The sequence below is a fragment of the Synechococcus sp. BSA11S genome (genome assembly GCF_014224355.1).
GTDB lineage: Bacteria > Cyanobacteriota > Cyanobacteriia > PCC-6307 > Cyanobiaceae > Regnicoccus_A.
Genome location: NZ_VNWP01000004.1, coordinates 127,482 through 143,857 on the forward strand (window position 1 = coordinate 127,482; position 16,376 = coordinate 143,857).

The 16,376-nt window shown below is 67.1% G+C and carries 26 protein-coding genes and 1 tRNA gene; 14 read left to right on the forward strand and 13 right to left on the reverse strand.

The annotated features are described in order from the left end of the window. Nucleotides 1-4 precede the first annotated feature (4 nt). Both FPZ61_RS15865 and FPZ61_RS05205 read right to left on the reverse strand, forming a co-directional pair. The gene (locus FPZ61_RS15865; protein WP_185465272.1) at nucleotides 5-580 is read right to left on the reverse strand and encodes a rhodanese-like domain-containing protein; all 576 of its coding nucleotides are present in this window, start codon (nucleotides 578-580) and stop codon (nucleotides 5-7) included. Beyond that, nucleotides 554-637, reverse strand: a tRNA-Leu gene (locus FPZ61_RS05205). Before FPZ61_RS05205 ends, FPZ61_RS15865 begins: the two co-directional genes overlap by 27 nt. A gap of 69 nt (nucleotides 638-706) precedes the next feature. Between FPZ61_RS05205 and FPZ61_RS05210 the strand changes: the two genes are divergently transcribed. From FPZ61_RS05210 to feoB, 5 genes are read left to right on the forward strand one after another with little or no spacing between them, the layout of a single operon-like run. Further along, nucleotides 707-949: an NAD(P)H-quinone oxidoreductase subunit L gene (locus tag FPZ61_RS05210; protein WP_185465273.1), complete on the forward strand. Its 243-nt coding sequence runs from the start codon at nucleotides 707-709 to the stop codon at nucleotides 947-949. Continuing rightward, on the forward strand, nucleotides 946-1,281 hold the full coding sequence (locus tag FPZ61_RS05215; RefSeq protein ID WP_185465274.1) for a DUF3007 family protein: 336 nt from the start codon (nucleotides 946-948) through the stop codon (nucleotides 1,279-1,281). The genes FPZ61_RS05210 and FPZ61_RS05215 overlap by 4 nt, the downstream gene beginning before the upstream one ends. A 44-nt stretch (nucleotides 1,282-1,325) precedes the next feature. Next, the gene (gene trpA / locus FPZ61_RS05220; protein ID WP_185465275.1) at nucleotides 1,326-2,156 is read left to right on the forward strand and encodes a tryptophan synthase subunit alpha; all 831 of its coding nucleotides are present in this window, start codon (nucleotides 1,326-1,328) and stop codon (nucleotides 2,154-2,156) included. 8 nt (nucleotides 2,157-2,164) lie between these two features. Further along, nucleotides 2,165-2,818, forward strand: a complete 654-nt coding sequence (locus FPZ61_RS05225; protein WP_185465276.1) for a DUF938 domain-containing protein — start codon at nucleotides 2,165-2,167, stop codon at nucleotides 2,816-2,818. Next, nucleotides 2,815-4,623, forward strand: coding sequence for a ferrous iron transport protein B (feoB, locus tag FPZ61_RS05230; RefSeq protein ID WP_185465277.1), 1,809 nt, complete (start codon nucleotides 2,815-2,817; stop codon nucleotides 4,621-4,623). The genes FPZ61_RS05225 and feoB overlap by 4 nt, the downstream gene beginning before the upstream one ends. Here the strand turns inward: feoB and FPZ61_RS05235 are convergent. Next, a complete protein-coding gene (locus tag FPZ61_RS05235) occupies nucleotides 4,559-4,843 on the reverse strand; it encodes a FeoA domain-containing protein (RefSeq protein WP_185474762.1) in 285 nt (94 codons plus the stop codon). The two genes, feoB and FPZ61_RS05235, sit on opposite strands and share 65 nt — an antisense overlap. 199 nt (nucleotides 4,844-5,042) lie before the next feature. Continuing rightward, complete coding sequence (locus tag FPZ61_RS05240; protein WP_185465279.1) at nucleotides 5,043-5,228, reverse strand: hypothetical protein; 186 nt, start codon at nucleotides 5,226-5,228, stop codon at nucleotides 5,043-5,045. A gap of 258 nt (nucleotides 5,229-5,486) precedes the next feature. Here FPZ61_RS05240 and FPZ61_RS05245 point away from each other — a divergent pair, with 258 nt between their 5' ends. Then, entirely contained in the window at nucleotides 5,487-5,756 is a 270-nt protein-coding gene (locus tag FPZ61_RS05245; protein WP_185465280.1) for a YciI family protein, read from the forward strand. A gap of 43 nt (nucleotides 5,757-5,799) precedes the next feature. Here the strand turns inward: FPZ61_RS05245 and FPZ61_RS05250 are convergent, their stop codons facing one another. Then, entirely contained in the window at nucleotides 5,800-6,210 is a 411-nt protein-coding gene (locus FPZ61_RS05250) for a c-type cytochrome (RefSeq protein ID WP_185465281.1), read from the reverse strand. 25 nt (nucleotides 6,211-6,235) lie between these two features. Continuing rightward, complete coding sequence (locus FPZ61_RS05255; RefSeq protein WP_185465282.1) at nucleotides 6,236-6,469, reverse strand: DUF3136 domain-containing protein; 234 nt, start codon at nucleotides 6,467-6,469, stop codon at nucleotides 6,236-6,238. A 167-nt stretch (nucleotides 6,470-6,636) separates the two neighbouring features. Between FPZ61_RS05255 and FPZ61_RS05260 the strand changes: the two genes are divergently transcribed. Continuing rightward, nucleotides 6,637-7,116: a GNAT family N-acetyltransferase gene (locus tag FPZ61_RS05260; RefSeq protein ID WP_185465283.1), complete on the forward strand. Its 480-nt coding sequence runs from the start codon at nucleotides 6,637-6,639 to the stop codon at nucleotides 7,114-7,116. Between the two features lie 10 nt (nucleotides 7,117-7,126). Further along, nucleotides 7,127-7,711, forward strand: a complete 585-nt coding sequence (locus FPZ61_RS05265; RefSeq protein WP_185465284.1) for a Nif11 domain/cupin domain-containing protein — start codon at nucleotides 7,127-7,129, stop codon at nucleotides 7,709-7,711. On the opposite strand, the gene FPZ61_RS05270 is transcribed toward FPZ61_RS05265, so the two are convergent. The 5 genes from FPZ61_RS05270 to FPZ61_RS05290 all read right to left on the reverse strand — a co-directional run bounded on the left by FPZ61_RS05270 (nucleotide 7,602) and on the right by FPZ61_RS05290 (nucleotide 10,225). Then, the gene (locus FPZ61_RS05270) at nucleotides 7,602-8,093 is read right to left on the reverse strand and encodes a phosphate-starvation-inducible PsiE family protein (protein ID WP_185465285.1); all 492 of its coding nucleotides are present in this window, start codon (nucleotides 8,091-8,093) and stop codon (nucleotides 7,602-7,604) included. The genes FPZ61_RS05265 and FPZ61_RS05270 overlap by 110 nt on opposite strands. Continuing rightward, nucleotides 8,093-8,320, reverse strand: coding sequence for a hypothetical protein (locus FPZ61_RS05275; protein ID WP_370593379.1), 228 nt, complete (start codon nucleotides 8,318-8,320; stop codon nucleotides 8,093-8,095). The genes FPZ61_RS05270 and FPZ61_RS05275 overlap by 1 nt, the downstream gene beginning before the upstream one ends. 107 nt (nucleotides 8,321-8,427) lie before the next feature. Further along, nucleotides 8,428-8,784: a hypothetical protein gene (locus FPZ61_RS05280; RefSeq protein ID WP_185465286.1), complete on the reverse strand. Its 357-nt coding sequence runs from the start codon at nucleotides 8,782-8,784 to the stop codon at nucleotides 8,428-8,430. Next, nucleotides 8,784-9,206 carry a YkvA family protein gene (locus tag FPZ61_RS05285; RefSeq protein ID WP_185465287.1) on the reverse strand — a complete coding sequence of 141 codons (423 nt, stop codon included), beginning with the start codon at nucleotides 9,204-9,206 and terminating at the stop codon, nucleotides 8,784-8,786. The genes FPZ61_RS05280 and FPZ61_RS05285 overlap by 1 nt, the downstream gene beginning before the upstream one ends. A gap of 95 nt (nucleotides 9,207-9,301) precedes the next feature. Further along, complete coding sequence (locus tag FPZ61_RS05290) at nucleotides 9,302-10,225, reverse strand: sigma-70 family RNA polymerase sigma factor (RefSeq protein ID WP_185465288.1); 924 nt, start codon at nucleotides 10,223-10,225, stop codon at nucleotides 9,302-9,304. A gap of 189 nt (nucleotides 10,226-10,414) precedes the next feature. Between FPZ61_RS05290 and FPZ61_RS05295 the strand changes: the two genes are divergently transcribed. Next, entirely contained in the window at nucleotides 10,415-10,921 is a 507-nt protein-coding gene (locus tag FPZ61_RS05295) for a DUF2214 family protein (RefSeq protein WP_185465289.1), read from the forward strand. Nucleotides 10,922-10,928: 7 nt separating this feature from the next. Beyond that, nucleotides 10,929-11,669, forward strand: a complete 741-nt coding sequence (locus tag FPZ61_RS05300) for a matrixin family metalloprotease (protein ID WP_255441387.1) — start codon at nucleotides 10,929-10,931, stop codon at nucleotides 11,667-11,669. On the opposite strand, the gene FPZ61_RS05305 is transcribed toward FPZ61_RS05300, so the two are convergent. Next, nucleotides 11,666-12,016: a hypothetical protein gene (locus FPZ61_RS05305; RefSeq protein WP_221629796.1), complete on the reverse strand. Its 351-nt coding sequence runs from the start codon at nucleotides 12,014-12,016 to the stop codon at nucleotides 11,666-11,668. The genes FPZ61_RS05300 and FPZ61_RS05305 overlap by 4 nt on opposite strands. 26 nt (nucleotides 12,017-12,042) lie before the next feature. Further along, a complete protein-coding gene (gene hisIE / locus FPZ61_RS05310) occupies nucleotides 12,043-12,753 on the reverse strand; it encodes a bifunctional phosphoribosyl-AMP cyclohydrolase/phosphoribosyl-ATP diphosphatase HisIE (protein ID WP_221629797.1) in 711 nt (236 codons plus the stop codon). A gap of 42 nt (nucleotides 12,754-12,795) precedes the next feature. Here hisIE and FPZ61_RS05315 point away from each other — a divergent pair, with 42 nt between their 5' ends. Genes FPZ61_RS05315 through FPZ61_RS05330 form a run of 4 tightly spaced genes read left to right on the forward strand, consistent with a single transcriptional unit; the run spans nucleotide 12,796 to nucleotide 16,362 of the window. Further along, nucleotides 12,796-13,263 (forward strand): 6-carboxytetrahydropterin synthase, encoded by a 468-nt coding sequence (locus FPZ61_RS05315; protein WP_185465290.1) that lies wholly within the window; start codon nucleotides 12,796-12,798, stop codon nucleotides 13,261-13,263. After that, on the forward strand, nucleotides 13,263-14,234 hold the full coding sequence (locus FPZ61_RS05320; RefSeq protein WP_185465291.1) for a permease: 972 nt from the start codon (nucleotides 13,263-13,265) through the stop codon (nucleotides 14,232-14,234). Before FPZ61_RS05315 ends, FPZ61_RS05320 begins: the two co-directional genes overlap by 1 nt. Next, the gene (locus tag FPZ61_RS05325; protein ID WP_185465292.1) at nucleotides 14,210-14,950 is read left to right on the forward strand and encodes a TIGR03943 family protein; all 741 of its coding nucleotides are present in this window, start codon (nucleotides 14,210-14,212) and stop codon (nucleotides 14,948-14,950) included. The genes FPZ61_RS05320 and FPZ61_RS05325 overlap by 25 nt, the downstream gene beginning before the upstream one ends. After that, nucleotides 14,947-16,362: a hypothetical protein gene (locus FPZ61_RS05330; RefSeq protein ID WP_185465293.1), complete on the forward strand. Its 1,416-nt coding sequence runs from the start codon at nucleotides 14,947-14,949 to the stop codon at nucleotides 16,360-16,362. The genes FPZ61_RS05325 and FPZ61_RS05330 overlap by 4 nt, the downstream gene beginning before the upstream one ends. Nucleotides 16,363-16,376 lie beyond the last annotated feature (14 nt).

Genomic DNA, 16,376 nt, shown 5'->3' on the forward strand with positions numbered 1-16,376 from the left:
CAGTTCAGAGCACTCCGATGTAGCCGCTGGGAAGCAGGTTCCAACCCGCCCCGTAGACGTGAAGACGATTGCTGGGGCGGTCGCCTGAGGCGAAGGGCAGACCGGCATGGGCCCAGGCCAGGGCGCTCCCTGCCAGGTTGCGGACCCGGAAGCCTTGCTCCTGCAGCTGGCGCGCGACAAGACCGCTGCGCAGCCCGATCGTGCAGTAGGGCACCACGAGCGCTCCCCGGTAACGATCCCTGGTGCGCTCGAATTCCTCCAGGGAGATGGCCCCCGGCAGCATCGACACCCGTTGCTCCCGCGGCTCGCGTACGTCAACGAGCACGGCGCTCTGGCCCCTGGGGCGGCCCAGCCACTGGCTGACGCTGATCTCAGGCACCTCGGCGAGATGGCGCCGTTTCAGACCGGCATAGCGACGGGAGAGTTCAACGGCCAGACGTTGGTCGGCGGAGCTCAGAGCCCCGGGAGCCTGACTTCCGGCAGGGGTGATCAGCGCCAGGGCCGCCAGGGCTCCCAGCACAACGGCCAGGCGGCCCGATGGCCGCTGCGGCGATGGGGGCAGGGGGACTTGAACCCCCACAACGTCGCCGTCTGCGGATTTTAAGTCCGCTGCGTCTACCAATTCCGCCATGCCCCCGACTCAGGGATCCTAGATTTGCGCCACCTTGCTTCCGTGGACATGCTGCTGCCTGGGTTGCTGAGCTCCATGTCCACGCCCCTGGGGTCGATCTCTTCGGAAACGCTTCTGGTGCTGGGCGCCTACCTGGCGATCGGGGGTGCCTACCTGGTGGTGGTTCCCCTGGCCCTCTACGCCTGGATGCACAAGCGCTGGACCGTGATGGGCAAGATCGAGCGCACGGGCATCTACGGGCTCGTGTTTCTGTTCTTTCCCGGCCTGATCCTGTTTGCCCCCTTCCTCAATCTGCGAATGGCGGGACAGGGGGAATGAACCGGGGTCAGGCGCTGCTGATCGGGCTGGGAGTCTTTCTTGCCGGCGGAGTGGGGTATGCGGGCTTCAAGGCGGCGGGGTTCGAGGGGTTCTCGGCCGGCATCGCCGCCGAGGCCCTGCTGATCCTCGTGGTGATGGGTTGGACCGGCACCTACCTGCTGCGGGTGGTGACTGGAAAAATGAGTTTCATGGAACAGCGCCGCCGCTACCGCGCCGCCTTCGATGCCCTCACCACCGAGGAACTGCAGAAGGAATTCGATGCCCTCAGCCCTGGGGAGCAGGAGAAGCTGCTGCGGGAGATCGGCCAGTGGAAGGATGATGCCGCTGCCTGACCCCATAGGCTCGGAGCATGCCCGCCTCAGCCCCCTCGGCCACGATGAGCGCCGCTCCCGCAAGCCTCGCCAGCACCCCGATCCAGCGGCGTTTCGCTGGCCTCAAGGAGCGCGGCCGCTGCGCCCTGATGCCCTTCCTGATGGCGGGGGATCCCGATCTGGCCACCACCCGCGCCACTCTGCTGGCCCTGGAGGCCGAGGGAAGCGATCTGATCGAACTCGGCATTCCCTACAGCGATCCCCTGGCGGATGGGCCTGTGATCCAGGCCGCCGCCAGCCGGTCCCTCGCCGCCGGCACCACCCCAACCGCTGTTCTGGAGATGCTCTCCGGCCTCCGGGGGGAGCTGACGTTGCCGGTGGTGCTCTTCACTTACACCAACCCGCTGCTCAACCGTGGGCTCGAAACCTTCTGCCGTGAGGCCGCCGCCGCCGGTGCCGCTGGCCTGGTGGTGCCCGATCTTCCCCTGGAGGAGGCGGAGCGCCTCTCGCCCATCGCCGCCAGCCACGGCCTCGATCTGGTGCTGCTGGTGGCCCCCACCACCCCCGCCGAGCGGATGGCGCGCATCGCTGAGGCCAGCCGTGGCTTCACCTATCTGGTGAGCGTCACCGGGGTCACCGGCGTCCGCACCATCCTGGAATCCCGGGTGGGCGATCTGGTGCAGCAGCTCAAGGGCCTGGGCCCCAGGCCGGTGGCGGTGGGTTTCGGGATCTCCGGGCCCGATCAGGCCCGCCAGGTGCGCGACTGGGGGGCCGATGGAGCGATCGTGGGCAGCGCCCTTGTGAAGGTGATGGCGGCGGCTCACCAGGAAGGGAAGGATCCAGCCCAGGCGGCTGCTGGATTCATCGCCGGGCTGCGCCGGGCCCTCGATGCCTGAGGCCGACCATGGCCCCTGAGGACTCCCGCGTCGCCCTGCCCTTCTCGGAGGCCTGCGAACGCAACAGGGAACCGATCCTGATGGCCCTGCGTCAGTGGCTTGAGGAAGACGGCCGGGTGCTTGAGGTGGGCTCCGGCACTGGCCAGCACGCCGTACACATGAGTCGCCATCTGCGGGTGGTGTGGCAGCCCAGCGACCGGGCCATCAACCTGGGAGATCTGCATCGCCGCTGCCAGCTCGAGGGCCAGGCCAAAGGCAGCCTGGGCTGGCTGCTTCCGCCTGTCGAGCTCGATGTGCTCCAGCCACTCTGGCCTGAAGGACCCTTCAACGCGGTGTTCAGCGCCAACACGGCCCACATCATGCCCTGGAGCGCTGTGCCGAGGTTGCTGGAGGGCAGCGCCCAGGTGCTGCAGGACGCAGGCCTGCTGCTTCTCTACGGTCCATTCCACGACGGCGGCCGTCACACCAGTCCGAGCAACGCCGCTTTCGATCAGCACCTGCGCAGCCTTGATCCCGCCATGGGGGTGCGTGATGTCCTGGAGATCACCGACCTGGCCGCCAGCTGCGGGCTGCAGGCCATCGACGACCTGCCCATGCCCGCCAACAACCGGCTGCTGGTGTTCCGCCGGGAGCCTGCCGCGGAGGCTGAGCCCCAGCCATGACCGCCGCCGCTGCGGTGCAGGTGGCCTTGCTGGGACTGCCCAACACCGGCAAGTCGACGCTTTACAACAGGCTCACCGGCGGCCACGCCCGTGTGGCGAACTGGCCTGGACTCACGGTGGAGCTGCTGCGTGGTTCCCTGCCCGCCGACGCGTCCGGCAGGCCCTATGAGCTGATCGACCTGCCCGGCATCCACGACCTTCACGGCAGCAGTGAGGATGAAGCGATCGTGCGCCGCTTTCTCAGCGCGACCCGTCCGGATCTGGCCGTGGTCGTGCTCAATGCCAGCCGCAGCGACACCCAGCTGAGGCTGGCTCTGGAGCTGGAAGCCACCGGGCTGCCCATGATCCTGGCGCTGAACATGGGCGATGAAGCCCAACGCTTCGGGGTGCGGATCGACCACCAGCGGCTGGCGGAGGCCCTGGGGCTGCCGGTGCTGGTGCTCAGCGCCCGCCAGGGCCAGGGCCTCGATGAACTGCTGGAGCACATCCACGGCTTCACGGAGCTGCACCCAGCTCCGACCCGCCTGCTGCCTGACAAGGAGCTGGAGGAGCGCCAGGCCCGGCTGGTGGCTGGCTGCATCCAGGGGCACGACCAACCCCACGCGGATCCCCAACGGGACCGCCTTGATCGGGTCTTGCTGCATCCGCTGCTTGGGCTGCTCAGCTTTTTCGTGGTGATGCTGGCGGTGTTCCAGCTGATCTATGCCGTGGGCGGACCGATCCAGGTCTGGCTGGGGGGCCTGTTCGATGGCCTGCAGGCCCGGCTGCTCCAACCGGCCCTGCAGAGCCTGGACCTGCCTGAGTTCCTCAGCCGGCTGATCAGCGAAGGTCTGTGGATGGGCGCCACCACGGTGATCAGCTTCATGCCGATCATTTTTTTGTTTTACCTGATGATCGCCCTGATCGAAGATTCGGGCTATCTGGCGCGCTCGGCTTTTCTGATGGATGGGGTGATGCATTGGCTGGGCCTCGACGGCCGCAGCTTCGTGCTGCAGATCATGGGCTTCGGCTGCAACGTGCCCGCGATCATGGGCACCCGGGTGATTCGCGAGAGGCCCCAGCGCTGGCTGGCGATGCTGATGATTCCCTTTTCACTCTGCCAGGCCAGGCTGGCGGTGTTCGTGTTCATGGCCGGCGCCTTCTTCCCAAGGCCCTGGTGGGCGGCCGGGCTGGTGATCTTCGGGTTCTACGTGGTCAGCTTCGCGGCCGCGGTTCTCACCGCCCTGCTGTTCAAACGGGTGTTTCCCAGCCAGGGCGGATTCGTGCTGGAGTTGCCTCCCTACCGTTTTCCCAGCCTCGTCACGGTGTTCAGCCGCGGCTGGCGGGAAATGGTGACGTTCTTCTTCACCACCCGCCGCTTCATCGTCCTCGGGGTGATCAGCATCTGGCTGCTCAACAACCTTCCCCCTGGTGTGGACAACCTTTCCGGCCAGTCGCTGGCCGGCCAGATCGGGCGGTTGGTGCAACCATTCCTGGGTCCGATCGGCATGAACCCCGAGCTGACGATTTCGCTGATCTTCGGCTTCATCGCCAAGGAAATCCTGCTGGGGGCCATGGCCGTGATCTACGCCACCCGCGAGAGTGAACTGGCCATGGCGGTCGTGGGGGCCATCCGCCCGCTTCAGGCCCTCAGCTTCATGATGTTCACGCTGCTGTACACCCCCTGCCTCTCCACGGTCGCTGTGCAGCTGAGGGAAAGCCGAAGTGGCCGATTTGTGGCGCTCTCGCTGGTGTGGTCGTTCAGCCTGGCCTGGCTGATGGCGTTTCTTCTCTACCAGGCGGGTCTGGGGCTTGGTCTGGGCTGAGCAGCACGGCTTCCATCTGGGCGGCATCCTGACGGCGCAGCATGAAATCAAGCAGCCCCATGCGCAGGTGCAGAAGGCCTCCTGGCCGGCCCCGGCGCATCACCACCAGGCGGCAGCCAGGCTTGACGCCCATGGCCCGCAGACGAGCCTCCAGGCTGGAGCAGGCGGGGAGGGTGAGCAGCTCCAGCGGCTGATCGAGTGGCGCGGCGGCCAGGGTCATCTCCTGATTCAGGCCCTTCTGAACTTGTACAGCCCCGCCATCAAAGACCTGTGTGCACCAGAAGCTCACCCAGGGTGGCCGTGAGAGCACCGAGCAGGAGCAGGCGGGTGGTGCCCCCCAGCAGGCGGGAGCAGATCAGGAAGCGAATCGGTATCAAAACAATGTCTCCTGTGGTTCAAGATCCAATGGGTGTGCGGCGTCAGCCGCCTGGACGCTCGAGGCTCGTGAGCTGGTTGAGCGGCAGGGCAAAGGGCGGTGAGCCATGGCGCGAGAGGGGCCAGCGACGCACCCAGCAGGTGCTGGCGTCAGGGTCGATGTTGAGCACCTGGTAGGTGTGATCGGGGTTGCTGGCGACCCGGACCATCTGTCCTTGGTGAAGGTTCATGGCAAGCAGGGGTGGTCTTGGCTGGTTCAGGCTTGGGCGTGCGGGAGCTACGGGCGTCTGGATTGCACTGTGGCGGCAGCCGTGGGCCTGCCTGGAACCTCAGCAAACGTAACGGTGTATTTCAGTAGCTTGACAGCCAGTCACCATTTAGTTGGCACTGTTTGTGGATGCACACCAGGTCGCGGTTGGGCTTCAGATGGATGGTGAAAGGCCTCCACCCTTAACCTTCCGACCAGAACCACTGCCCAGAGGCATCCGATGGCCAAGTTTGTCCTCTGGGGCAGCTACAGCACCGACGTGCTGGAGCGTCGCGGGGCCTACCGGGAGGAGCACCTGGCCGGGCTGCGGCGGCAGAAGGAGGAGGGGACGCTGCTCACCCTGGGGCCCACCGCCTGCACCACCAGGGTGTTCGGCCTCTATGAAGCCGAGAGCCAGGAGCAGGTGGAGGCCCTGGTGAAGGGTGATGTCTACTGGCGCCAGGGGATATGGACCAGAATGGAGGTCTACCCATGGATTCAGGCTTTCTGAGGTCCTCTGTGGCCTTTCGAGGCCCACGGGCTGGGCTCTGAACTCAGGTGGCAGGTTCTGCTGTTCCTACCCAGTTCTGCTGGGCCTGCTGCCACACCCAGTCCGCCACCGCCTCAGGCCCCCCCAGCCCCAGAGCCTCCCCGTAGCCGGACATCTGTCCAAGTCCGCCGGCCGCGATGGTGGCGATGGCCTCGGGACCTGTGATGCCGTTGCGCTCCAGGGCTCTGAGCCTGAGGGTCTTGCTGCGGCGAAGAATGTTTCCGCCGTTGACGTGGCATCCGGCGCAATGGTTCGCGAACAGGCTCTCCCCCGAAGGGCCGCTGGCGGTTGCCAGGGATTCACCCCACACGGGCCGCGGCCACCAGATCAGCAGCACCAGAGCGAGCAGCGCCAGGAACCCCAGCAGCCGGCGCCAGGCCTTGACGGACCAAGCTGAGGTGGGAATCGCGGACATCCGGGTTCGGTCCATTTCGGGAGATTCAGTCTGGCGGTTGCTCGGCTGCAAGGGCACGCACGTAGCGGCGGTAGAGATCCTGTGGAGATCGGTAGCGCTGGGGCAGGGAACTGTGCAGCGCGTTCAGGTTGTGCCAGCAGAGGGTGCGCTCGATGCGCTCCAGGGTGCGCCCATCGGCCACGAGGCGGCGCAGGGCCTGGCAGTAGGCCGAGAAGCCAGCCTCCAGTTCACCGATGCTGAGCGGGCGTGAGTCGGCCATGGCGATCCCTGGCGCGCCCCGTGCGGGCACGGGCAGGCGCTGAACCTGATTCCACGGTATGCAGCGCTCGCCTGGGGGCCTGGGCTCTGCCCATGGCCCGCCAGAAAGTTGTCTCAAAACGTTGGGCTGCCCCGATACCCTCCCAGCATCCAGCCCGGGGCCTGCCGATGCACAGCCTGCGACCCCTCACCCCCCATGACCTCGAGCCGGTGCGTGAGGTCTATCGCGACGCCGTGCTCAGCCAGGCGCCGCTGCTCTACACACCCGAGCAGGTGAAGGCCTGGGCGGATGTGGTGCTCGAAAGCTCCCCGTTCGAGACCATCCTGGAGCGGGGGGTTGGCCTGGCCAGCTGCTCCGGCGCCGGTGCCGTGATCGAGGCCTTCGCCGTGCTGGAGCCCGCCGATCGCATCTCGCTGCTCTACTGCCGCGGACGGGCCAGTCGCCAGGGCCGGGCCACTGCGCTGCTGCGGGCCCTGGAATCACTGGCGCGGGGGTTTGGCAGCCGACAATTGCGCACCGAAGCCAGCTTCCTTTCCCGTCCTCTGTTCGAGCGGGAGGGCTGGTCGGTGGACTGGACCGAGGAGCTCACGATCGGGTCAGTGCCCTTCCGCCGTTTCCGTATGGTCAAGGACCTGCCCCCCGACTGACCGCGCAGCCATGGCCGAGGAGCAGCTGCAGGTCTTTCTGGAGAAAGTGCTCCAGCTCAATGCCTTCATCGCCCTCAGCGAGGCCCGGCCTGAACTGCGCCAGGCCCTGAGGGCGTGCTCCAGCCACCAGGAGGTGGTGTCCCTGGCCCGGGCGCAGGGCTATGAAATCGGCAGGCGCTGGGGTGAACCTGCCGCCGGCGCCGAGCGCAAGGATGGGTTGGGAAACCTGCTCGAGAGCCCTTGCCCCCCATCGGGCGAGGAGCGGGTGGATGTGCTGCTGGACGACTCAGGTCTGCGCCTGGAGCGCATTCACTCCTGCTCCCACAGCACCAGAGCCGGCCATTGGTACGACCAGCTGGAATCCGAATGGATCCTGCTGCTTCGTGGCAGTGCCAGGTTGCAGTTCGAGGATGAGGAAGAAGCCCGCGATTTGGTGGCCGGAGACAGCCTACTGATCGCCCCCCGGCGCCGCCACAGGGTGGTGGCTACAGATCCGGCTCCCGGAACACTTTGGTTCGCCCTCTTCTGGACACCTTCCCCATCAGTGTGGAAGAGCGCACCAGCCAGTAGCCCGCCGACAGGCTCACCACCGTGACCCCCAGTCCGACCAGCAGAAGAGGTTTGTCCTCCGCCCCCGGCTGAAGCACGATCACCTTCCGCGCCACGGCGGTGAGGGCCGTGAGCAGCACCAGCTCGATCTGCACCACATGGTGTCGCAGGTAGGCCGTGACGTTCTGAAGCACCTCAAGGGCGATCAGCACGGTGAGCACATCCCCGAGGATCCCCATGAGATCGTTCCCGAGCCAGCCGGTGCTGGGGTTGAAGAATTCCTGCCAGACCCGAAGGAACAGCTGGGCCGAGGCGGCGATCAGCACCACGCAGAGCAGAGCTGAGAGCGCCTTGGCCAGTTGACGCTCGAAGCGATCGACGAGGGCCAGGAACGTCTCGTCGTCGAAAAGGCCGGACAACCTGCTCATCAGTTGTTGAACGGCTCGAATCTGGGTCGCGCGGGGGTATCACCCGGAGGGTTCTTGAGCTTGGTGTCGCAGGTGACCGCCCCATCGGTGGGATCGGTGACGCAGTCGGTGGGCTCCACCTGGGTGGGAACACCCACGTTGCTGCCCGGCCCGAGGTTGTAGCGGAGGCTCTGGGCCCTCAGAGCCGTGGGCGCACTGGAGAGGAGTGCCAGGACCGTTGCGGCCACGGGAACAAAGGACTGCAGGCGGAATCGCGGACTCGCCAGAGGCTTTTGGGGCGTTGGCGCCATGGAGATATGAATGACGTGGCTGAGCCCACTCTGCCTTCTGAAGGCTAGATCCGCTGATCCTGTCGGATCTCTTCCAGCAGCAGATCCAATTGGCTGAAGGGATCCTCCCCTGCCTCGTTCGGGCTTCCGGGCCCTCCCTCTTCCCGTTGCCACAGCTCATCGATGCCGCAGAGCCGTGCAGCCAAGGCAGTGAGACCTGCCTCAGCGTGAAGGTCCTGGAGGGTCTCGAGCAGAACAGGCATCCGGATCGACTCGGCGCGCAGTGCGCGGCGCAGGTCTGCCTGCGTCCGTCCCCGGTGGCGAAGCCAGTCCTTGAGGAAGCTCTGCAGATCCTCCAGCTGAGCGGTGTCGAGGGAGGCGATGCCCGCAAGGGCCCGGGCCTCGCTGCTGTGGTCAGGCATCAACGGCCGGGGGGGAACCAGCGATCCAGTTTGCGGCGTGCCCGGGTCCGGATGTCAGGAGTGAGGTGACGGCCCGTCAGTCCCAGGAGGGCCGTGAGCGCCACCAGATCATCGCTGAAACCGGCTGCGGGAATGAAATCTGGGATGAGATCGAGCGGAAGCAACAGATAGGTGAGGGCCGCGAGCATCGTGAGCCTCACCTGGGAAGGCGTGTTGCCATCCAGCAGCAGTTCAAGGCATTCCAGGGCCGGCAGAGCAATGGCACGACCCGCCCTGCGCAGCAGGCGTTGCAGCACCCCTTCATCGACAACGGTGCTTTCCAGCACCTCCGCCTCCACGGTGGACTGATCCCCAGCGCTGGATTCCCCGGCATAGGGGGACCCTTCGGAGGGGTCAGAAAAACCGGCGTCGATTGGAGCCATGGCTCGCTCGGGGAGCAACGAACCCCGGCATCATCCTCAACCTTGATGGAGAGCACAAGGACGGTTTCAGGCCGGATTGGGGCGGTGATCTCTCCCTAGCCGGCTTCCACGAGACCGCTCTGGACACCGGCCTTGCGTAATTTGCGCAAGGCTCGCTGCACCACCTGACGGCAGTATTCGCGGCTGCAGCCCAGCTGCCGGGCCACCTCGGCGAGCGTGCGCCATTCGTGGCTGCCGTCGAGTCCGAAGCGGAGCATCACCACAGCGCGCTCACGGGGGGTGAGGTTCGAGACATCGAGCAACCGCCACACGGATGCACTGCGCTCGGCCAGCTCGGCTCTCTCCAGGGGGGGCATCTCGTTGCTGGGGAGGACGTCGACCAGCTCAGTGGGATCCGACTTGGACTTGACCACCCCCTGCAGGCTGACCGTGACACTGCGCAGCTCGCAGGCCAGGAGATCTTCCACATCAGTGAGCGGAAGATTCATGCTCGTGGCCAGTTCCTTCGGGGATGCGGAGAGGCCATTGGCCTGCAGCAACCGTGCTTTGGCAGCACGAAGTTTTGTGAGCTTTTCATTCACATTCACCGGAATGCGGATCGTGCGGCTCTGGGTGGACAGAGCCCGATTGAGGCCTTGACGGATCCACCAATAAGCATAAGTACTGAAACGATGACCCCGGGTCGGGTCGTACTTCTCGACGGCCCGCACCAGGCCAAGGGTTCCTTCCTGAATCAGGTCGAGCAGGTCAAGGCCCTTGCCCTGGTAGCGCTTGGCCAGGTTCACCACCAGGCGCAGATTCGCCGTGATCATCTGATCCTTGGCCCGTTCACCGGTGCGGATGGTGCGGCGCTCCACATCGCTGTAGTCGCAGGCTTCACCACTGCCACCGGCCTGGGAGCAGCGCTCGTTGAGGGCGATCATCGCCTGCACCTTGCGGCCGAGGGTGAGCTCCTGGGATGGGGTGAGTAGTTGGTGACGTCCGATCTCTCCGAGAAAGGCACTCAGCGAACTGACCATGATCTGCCTCGAAGCTTTGTTGAATCTAAGGCGAAATTTCACACATCCCAAAACCACCGGAAAGGTTTCCAACTTCCAACTTGCTTCGGTTTTTGGAATTCACTTCGATTGGCTCACGCCAGGGGCGCTTCGGCTCGACGCCGCCCCTGCCTCGCTACGGTCATGGGCCGTTCAAGCCCAACCCCGGCCATGACAGCCCTGGTTCATCTGCCTGCCGCCCTGGTCCTGCCCACCGGCGTGCTTCCCAGTGCTGCGGTGGCCTATGTCCACTACCTCAGCTTCATGGTCTGTTTCGGGGCTCTGGTGCTGGAACGCCGCCTGATTCGCCCGGATCCGGATCGGTCCGTGGCGATCACCATGGTGATCACCGACATCGTCTATGGCCTTGCGGCTCTCCTGGTGCTGCTGAGCGGAATCCTGCGGGTGCTGCACTACGGCCAGGGCAGCAGCTTCTACACGGAAAACCCTCTTTTCTGGTGGAAGGTGGGGGTCTACCTGTCTGTGGGTGCTCTCTCGCTGTATCCCACAGTCACCTACATCCTCTGGGCCATCCCGCTGCGCAAGGGGGATCTCCCCAAGGTGAGCCAGGCTCTCGCCAGCCGCCTCGGCTGGATCCTGAACATCGAACTGGTGGGCTTTGCCACCATCCCCCTGCTGGCCACACTGATGGCCCGCGGTGTGGGACTTCCGGGCTGAGATTGAGATGCGCGCCCTGCCCTGCCTGGCCCTTCTGGCCCTGGTGATGGCCGGCCCTGCTCAGGCCATTCCAGACCGCCAGGAGCTCTGCCCTGCCGCCAGCGCCAGCCGACCCGCCACGGTCTCCCCCGCTGCCGCGGCCGCCCATGAAGGCAGTTCAGCCCAGCAGCAGGACCCTGTCCTGGCCGACGGTGGCCCCGACTATCGCCACCGGCTGGAGACCACTCCTCTGGGCTGGCCGCGGCTTGATCGCTGGTGCGTGTGGGTGGAGCCCCTGGGGGAAGAGGGTCCTGGATCACGCTTCGAGCATCGCTGGCAGCAGGCGGTCGATGCCGCCCTGGCCAGCTGGGGCTCGGAACTGACCTTGGTGCAGGTGAGCGATTCCAGCCGGGCCCAGATCCTGATCGAGCGGCGCCGTCCACCGCTGCTGGATGCCCAGGGTCGCCGCCGCCGGGCCAGCCATGGGCGGGCCCAGCTGGAACTGGTGGAGGTTCAACGGCAGGGGCAGTGGCGCCTGGAGCCTCGGGTGGTGGTGCTGATCAGCCCTGATCAGCGCCAGGAAGCCCTGCAGGCCACGGCGCTGCACGAGCTGGGCCACGCCATCGGGCTCTGGGGCCACAGTGATCAGCCTGCCGATGCCATGGCTGCGGTGCCTGGCCCCCGGCCGGTGCTGACCCTCAGCGCCCGTGACCGGGCCACGGTGCGCTGGTTGTACAAGCAACCCAGCCGCTTCGGGGCGCGTCCCTAAGGCTGGTGATGGTGGTGTGACGGGGCACCGGCCGGATCCACCGGCAGGGACACAGGTGGCGAGGCCGGTGGGTTCAGTCGCACCAGTCCATGGCCCTCGAGGCCGGCCCACCACACCCCCATGGTGGTGACCCCGGCGGTGAGCACCCCCATGTTCACCACTGCGGCCGACACCAGACCCATGGAGACGGCCCCGAGGCTGATTACCCCCATCGGCACCACACCGATGGCCACCACACCCATCGGGACGATCCCGATCGAGATGATCCCCAGGGGAGCGACGCCGGTGGCCAGAAGCGGCGGGCGGCCGCCGCAGTTGGCGGAAGGGTCCTGAGCTGGAGGAAGCAAGGGTGCCTGCCGCAAGTGATCCGACCCTATTCGCGGCCCTGACTGCGGCGTGGGGCGCCGCGGCGGGCGGCCAGCACCTCCAGCACCCGACGCCACTCGACCCCGTGATGGGCCAGGGCCACCTGCAGATGAAAGATCAGATCAGCCGCTTCCCCGGCGATGCCGTCGGCCTCGTCGTCCTTGCAGGCCATCACGAACTCGGCGCTCTCCTCGCCGATCTTCTTGAGGATGCGGTTGTCGCCTCCCGCCAGCAGGCGGTTGGTGTAGCTCCCCTCCACCGGATGATCGTGGCGATCCTGGATCTGCCGCGCCAGCTCACTGCAGGCATCGGCCGGAGGATCCGCAGGCTCTGGATTCCTGCTCTCCAAAGAGCCACCCGCTGTGAAGAAGCAACTGCGGGAGCCGGTGTGGCAGGCCACATCGCCCACCTGCTCCACCGTCAGCAGCAGCACATCGCTGTCACAGTCGTAGCGGAGGCCCCGCAGCCGCTGCAGATGGCCGCTGGTGGCGCCCTTGTGCCACAACTCGGCTCGGGAACGGCTCCAGTAGTGCACCTCACCCGTGGCCAGCGTGCGGGCGATCGACTCGCGGTTCATCCAGGCCAGCATCAGCACGGCGCCATCCAGCCAGTCCTGGGCAATGGCGGGAATCAATCCGGCGTCATCGAAGCGCAGTTGATCCAGCCAGGAGGCCGGGTCGCCACCGATCGGGCTGTGGGGCTGAAATGATGCCTCCAAGGGAGGGGAGTCCGGCTGTTGCGATCCTCTCCCATCTCAGCGATGGCCTCGTACACCTGCTCGAAACAATTCAGCGGTTACCCCTGTTGTCATCGGCAGTGGCGGCACCAGGGACACTGCCGGTTCGTGCACGGCTACAGCCGCAGCTTCACCTGCTGGTTCCGCGCCCGCCAGCTCGATGCCAACGGGTTCGTGGTCGACTTCTCCGGGCTGCGCGAGCTGGAGGCGCAGCTGGCCGGGCAGTTCGATCACACCTTTCTGGTGAACGCCGATGATCCCCTCCTGGAGCAGTGGCAGGCCCTGCACGCCCAGGGTGCCCTCGACCTGCGGGTGATGGCGAATGTCGGGATGGAGAGCAGCGCCGAGCTGGTCTGGACATGGGCCAATCAACTCTTGCTAGCCCGCGACGACGGCCGCAGCTGCTGCTGGAAGGTGGAAGCCCGCGAAGACGTCCGCAACGCCGCCTGCTTCGAGGCCACCCCTGGGTGGTTCGCCCAGGCCCTGCTGTGATGAACGTGGAGCGGCTGGCCACGACCTGGGCCCTGTTCCAGGCCCTGCTGGTGGAGGCGATGCCCTTTCTGCTGATCGGTGTGGTCCTCTCCAGCCTGGCCCGCTGGATCAGCCCGGGGGGGCGGTGGGTGAGGTCCCTGCCATCCCACCCGCTGATGGGCCCCCTCAGCGGGGCCGCCCTGGGCTTTGCCCTTCCCGCCTGTGAATGTGGCAACGTCCCCATGGCCCGGCATCTCCTGGTGAAAGGGGCGCCGGTGGCCACCGCTCTGGGCTTTCTGTTCGCAGCGCCGGTTCTCAACCCGATCGTGCTGGCCAGCACCTGGGCGGCGTTTCCCGATCAGCCCTGGCTGCTGGCGGCACGTCCCCTGGGGGCCGTGCTGATCGCGGTGGCCCTGGCCACACTGCTGAGACTGCTCCCCGACACCGAGCTGCTGCAGCCGGCTCTCCTGGAGGAGCGGCGATTGAGCCAGCCCCTTGATGAGGTGAACCTGCTGGAGCGACGGGGCGGCCTGATCGGAAGCCCCGCGACCGCAGCAGGGACGACCACGCTCGGAACCACTCGGCGCCCACCCCTGGGCCAGGTGCTGTCCCATGGGGGAGCCGAGTTTCTGGAGCTGGGTCTGCTGCTGGTGATGGGCTGCGCCATCGCCGCCCTGGTGCAGACCCTGGTACCGCGCCAGTGGCTGATCGCGGTGGGAGGCGCCCCCACCCTCTCGATCCTGAGCCTGATGCTGCTCAGCCTGGTGGTGTCGGTCTGCTCCAGCGTGGATGCCTTCCTGGCCCTGGGCTTTGCGGCGCAGGTCACCCCCGGGGCGGTGCTGGCTTTTCTGTTGCTCGGCCCCGTGATGGACCTCAAGCTGGTGGGGCTGTTCGGCGTTCTGCTGCGGCCCCGCGCCATTCTGCTCACGGCCGGGGCAGCGTCCCTGGTGGTGTTACTGATCAGCCAATGGGTCAACCTTCTCCTGCTCTGATCCCCAGGCGCCGGCCCGCCGGTTCCGGGCTTCTGCAGCGCCTGGAGCCCAAGGTGCTAAAGGCCCTGGCCCTGGCCCTTTGGGGCATCGCGCTCCTGCAGAGCGCCCTGAGCGGACGCCTTGATCTGCTGCTGCGGGCCGTGTTTCATCCCCTCGTCTGGGCCAGCGGGATCCTGCTCCTGCTGATGGCCGCCGTGGAGATCAGGGGCCGCCGGGGGGACGACAACAGGACGTGCGGGCGCTGGACCACATGGCTGAGCATCGGCGCAGCCCTGGCGGTGCTGGCCCTCCCCCCCAGGCCCTCCTTTGCCGATCTGGCCGCCAACCGGCAGGCCAACCTGCTGGAGGAACCAGGCCTGAGCTTCGTGCTGCCCCCGGCCCAGCGCAGCCTCACCGACTGGGTGCGTCTGCTGCGCAGTGATCCTGACCCGAGCCTCCACGCGGGGAATTCCGTGCGGATCAGCGGCTTCGTGCTGCCCATGCCGGGCGAGGAGCCCCACCTGGCCCGCCTTCTGGTGCGCTGCTGCCTGGTGGATGCCGTACCTGTCGGCCTGCCGGTGCGCTGGCCCGATGACCGGCCCACTCCCCGGGCTGACCAGTGGCTGAGCGTGGAGGGGGTGATGGAGAGCGAGACCGTGGCTGGTCGCCAGCGCAGCGTGGTCAGGGCCGATCGGGTGAAGGCCATTCCCCGGCCTCGCCAACCCCTGGAGCCATGAGGCAGTCCCCCCTGGGCTGGTGGCGCCGGCAGCGGCGACTGATGGTGCTGCTGCTGGCGGCCGGCGCCCTGGCGTTGCTGCAGCAGCAGCTGCTCTGGCATCGTCCTCCGAGGCTGCTGGAGCTGCGCCAGGCCAGTGCCAGTTCAGGCCCCGCGGCCCTGAGCCTGCGATTCAGCCGGCCCATGCGGGCTCTCAGTGTGGCCGGCAGCAGTCGACTGCTACCGGCACTGCCCTTCACGATCCAGGGGGAGGGGAACCCACTGCTGCTGTTGCCGGACGTGGGGACCCGCATCGATCAGCCTCTGGAGCTTCGGCTGAAGGGGGTCGACCAACGGGGCCTGGCCCTTCCGCTTCAGCGCTGGTTCTGGGATCCCCGCCCTGACCTGCTGGCGGTGGTGCCCGTGGCGGGAGGCGAGCAGGTGCGTCTGCGCACACCTGATGGCCACTGGAAGTCGCTCACGCCGGTTTGGCCCGCGATCTCCCAGGCGGTGGCTCTCGGGGATGGCTCGGGCCTCGGAGTGGTCAGCCGGGATCAGCAGGGACGGCACCGGGTCTGGCGGCTCGACCTGCGCCGCAGCCACCTGGCCAGGCGATCCAGTGCCCTGGGGTCGGCCCATCCGGGTCAGCTGCAGCCGTTCAGTTCACAGAGCTTCGTCTACGCCAGGCTGAGCAGCAACGACAATGGCGATCTGCTGGTTCAGGCGGCACCCGCTTCCCGGGGCAGGGATGATCCAGGGGAGGAGTGGAGTCAGGCGTTGGAGCCCCCTCAGGAGGAGGTGGTCCTCTGGGGGAGGTCGGGCTCGCGCCGGCGACTGGACCTCGAGGCCCGAGGGCCGGTGGCGCTGGTGCCCCAGGGGGGCTCGATGATCGTGCCCGAGGCCGATGGTCTGACCCTGAGGACCCTGCCGCCGCGCCCGGCCCGCCGCCAGTTGCTGCCCGGCAGCCGTGACCTCAGCAGCTTCTGTCCCGTGGCGGGCCGGGCCCTGCTCGCACGACACTGGCCTGACTTCCGCCGCTCCCTGGAGCTGGTGGAGCCGGCCCAGGCCCCGAGAACCCTCTGGCTGGGTCAGGAGGCCCTGCTGGCCAGCGCCTGTTCCAGGGGCGGTGAGCGGGTCTGGGCGCTGCTGCTCGACGGGATCGAGCGGCCGGAGCTGACGGTTCTGGCCCTGGGCGGCGCCGGTGGCGAACGACGGCTGACCCTGAAGGGCTGGGAACTGGAGCCGGGCACCGGACTGAGCTATGACCCAACCGCCGACCGGTTGCTGCTCGCCCTGCGTCCCCTGGTCAGCCCCGGCACTGCCATGGGCCAACCACGCCCCGAGCCCAGGGCCGCCCTGCTCGATGCCACCAGCCTCGAACTGAGCGTGCTCGACGGACCGGTGCGACGGGTGAGCTGGCTGGAGGCCGCCTGAATCCGACGGTTGCC

Excerpts from the sequence above, each read along its gene's own strand:
- FPZ61_RS05210 (WP_185465273.1), top strand. The coding sequence starts at position 707 with ATGTCCACGCCCCTGGGGTCGATCTCTTCGGAAACGCTTCTGGTGCTG.
- FPZ61_RS05215 (WP_185465274.1), top strand. The coding sequence starts at position 946 with ATGAACCGGGGTCAGGCGCTGCTGATCGGGCTGGGAGTCTTTCTTGCC.
- trpA (WP_185465275.1), top strand. The coding sequence starts at position 1,326 with ATGAGCGCCGCTCCCGCAAGCCTCGCCAGCACCCCGATCCAGCGGCGT.
- FPZ61_RS05225 (WP_185465276.1), top strand. The coding sequence starts at position 2,165 with ATGGCCCCTGAGGACTCCCGCGTCGCCCTGCCCTTCTCGGAGGCCTGC.
- feoB (WP_185465277.1), top strand. The coding sequence starts at position 2,815 with ATGACCGCCGCCGCTGCGGTGCAGGTGGCCTTGCTGGGACTGCCCAAC.
- FPZ61_RS05235 (WP_185474762.1), bottom strand. The coding sequence starts at position 4,843 with ATGACCCTGGCCGCCGCGCCACTCGATCAGCCGCTGGAGCTGCTCACC.
- FPZ61_RS05240 (WP_185465279.1), bottom strand. The coding sequence starts at position 5,228 with ATGAACCTTCACCAAGGACAGATGGTCCGGGTCGCCAGCAACCCCGAT.
- FPZ61_RS05245 (WP_185465280.1), top strand. The coding sequence starts at position 5,487 with ATGGCCAAGTTTGTCCTCTGGGGCAGCTACAGCACCGACGTGCTGGAG.
- FPZ61_RS05250 (WP_185465281.1), bottom strand. The coding sequence starts at position 6,210 with ATGTCCGCGATTCCCACCTCAGCTTGGTCCGTCAAGGCCTGGCGCCGG.
- FPZ61_RS05255 (WP_185465282.1), bottom strand. The coding sequence starts at position 6,469 with ATGGCCGACTCACGCCCGCTCAGCATCGGTGAACTGGAGGCTGGCTTC.
- FPZ61_RS05260 (WP_185465283.1), top strand. The coding sequence starts at position 6,637 with ATGCACAGCCTGCGACCCCTCACCCCCCATGACCTCGAGCCGGTGCGT.
- FPZ61_RS05265 (WP_185465284.1), top strand. The coding sequence starts at position 7,127 with ATGGCCGAGGAGCAGCTGCAGGTCTTTCTGGAGAAAGTGCTCCAGCTC.
- FPZ61_RS05270 (WP_185465285.1), bottom strand. The coding sequence starts at position 8,093 with ATGAGCAGGTTGTCCGGCCTTTTCGACGACGAGACGTTCCTGGCCCTC.
- FPZ61_RS05280 (WP_185465286.1), bottom strand. The coding sequence starts at position 8,784 with ATGCCTGACCACAGCAGCGAGGCCCGGGCCCTTGCGGGCATCGCCTCC.
- FPZ61_RS05285 (WP_185465287.1), bottom strand. The coding sequence starts at position 9,206 with ATGGCTCCAATCGACGCCGGTTTTTCTGACCCCTCCGAAGGGTCCCCC.
- FPZ61_RS05290 (WP_185465288.1), bottom strand. The coding sequence starts at position 10,225 with ATGGTCAGTTCGCTGAGTGCCTTTCTCGGAGAGATCGGACGTCACCAA.
- FPZ61_RS05295 (WP_185465289.1), top strand. The coding sequence starts at position 10,415 with ATGACAGCCCTGGTTCATCTGCCTGCCGCCCTGGTCCTGCCCACCGGC.
- FPZ61_RS05300 (WP_255441387.1), top strand. The coding sequence starts at position 10,929 with ATGCGCGCCCTGCCCTGCCTGGCCCTTCTGGCCCTGGTGATGGCCGGC.
- FPZ61_RS05315 (WP_185465290.1), top strand. The coding sequence starts at position 12,796 with ATGGCCTCGTACACCTGCTCGAAACAATTCAGCGGTTACCCCTGTTGT.
- FPZ61_RS05320 (WP_185465291.1), top strand. The coding sequence starts at position 13,263 with ATGAACGTGGAGCGGCTGGCCACGACCTGGGCCCTGTTCCAGGCCCTG.
- FPZ61_RS05325 (WP_185465292.1), top strand. The coding sequence starts at position 14,210 with ATGGGTCAACCTTCTCCTGCTCTGATCCCCAGGCGCCGGCCCGCCGGT.
- FPZ61_RS05330 (WP_185465293.1), top strand. The coding sequence starts at position 14,947 with ATGAGGCAGTCCCCCCTGGGCTGGTGGCGCCGGCAGCGGCGACTGATG.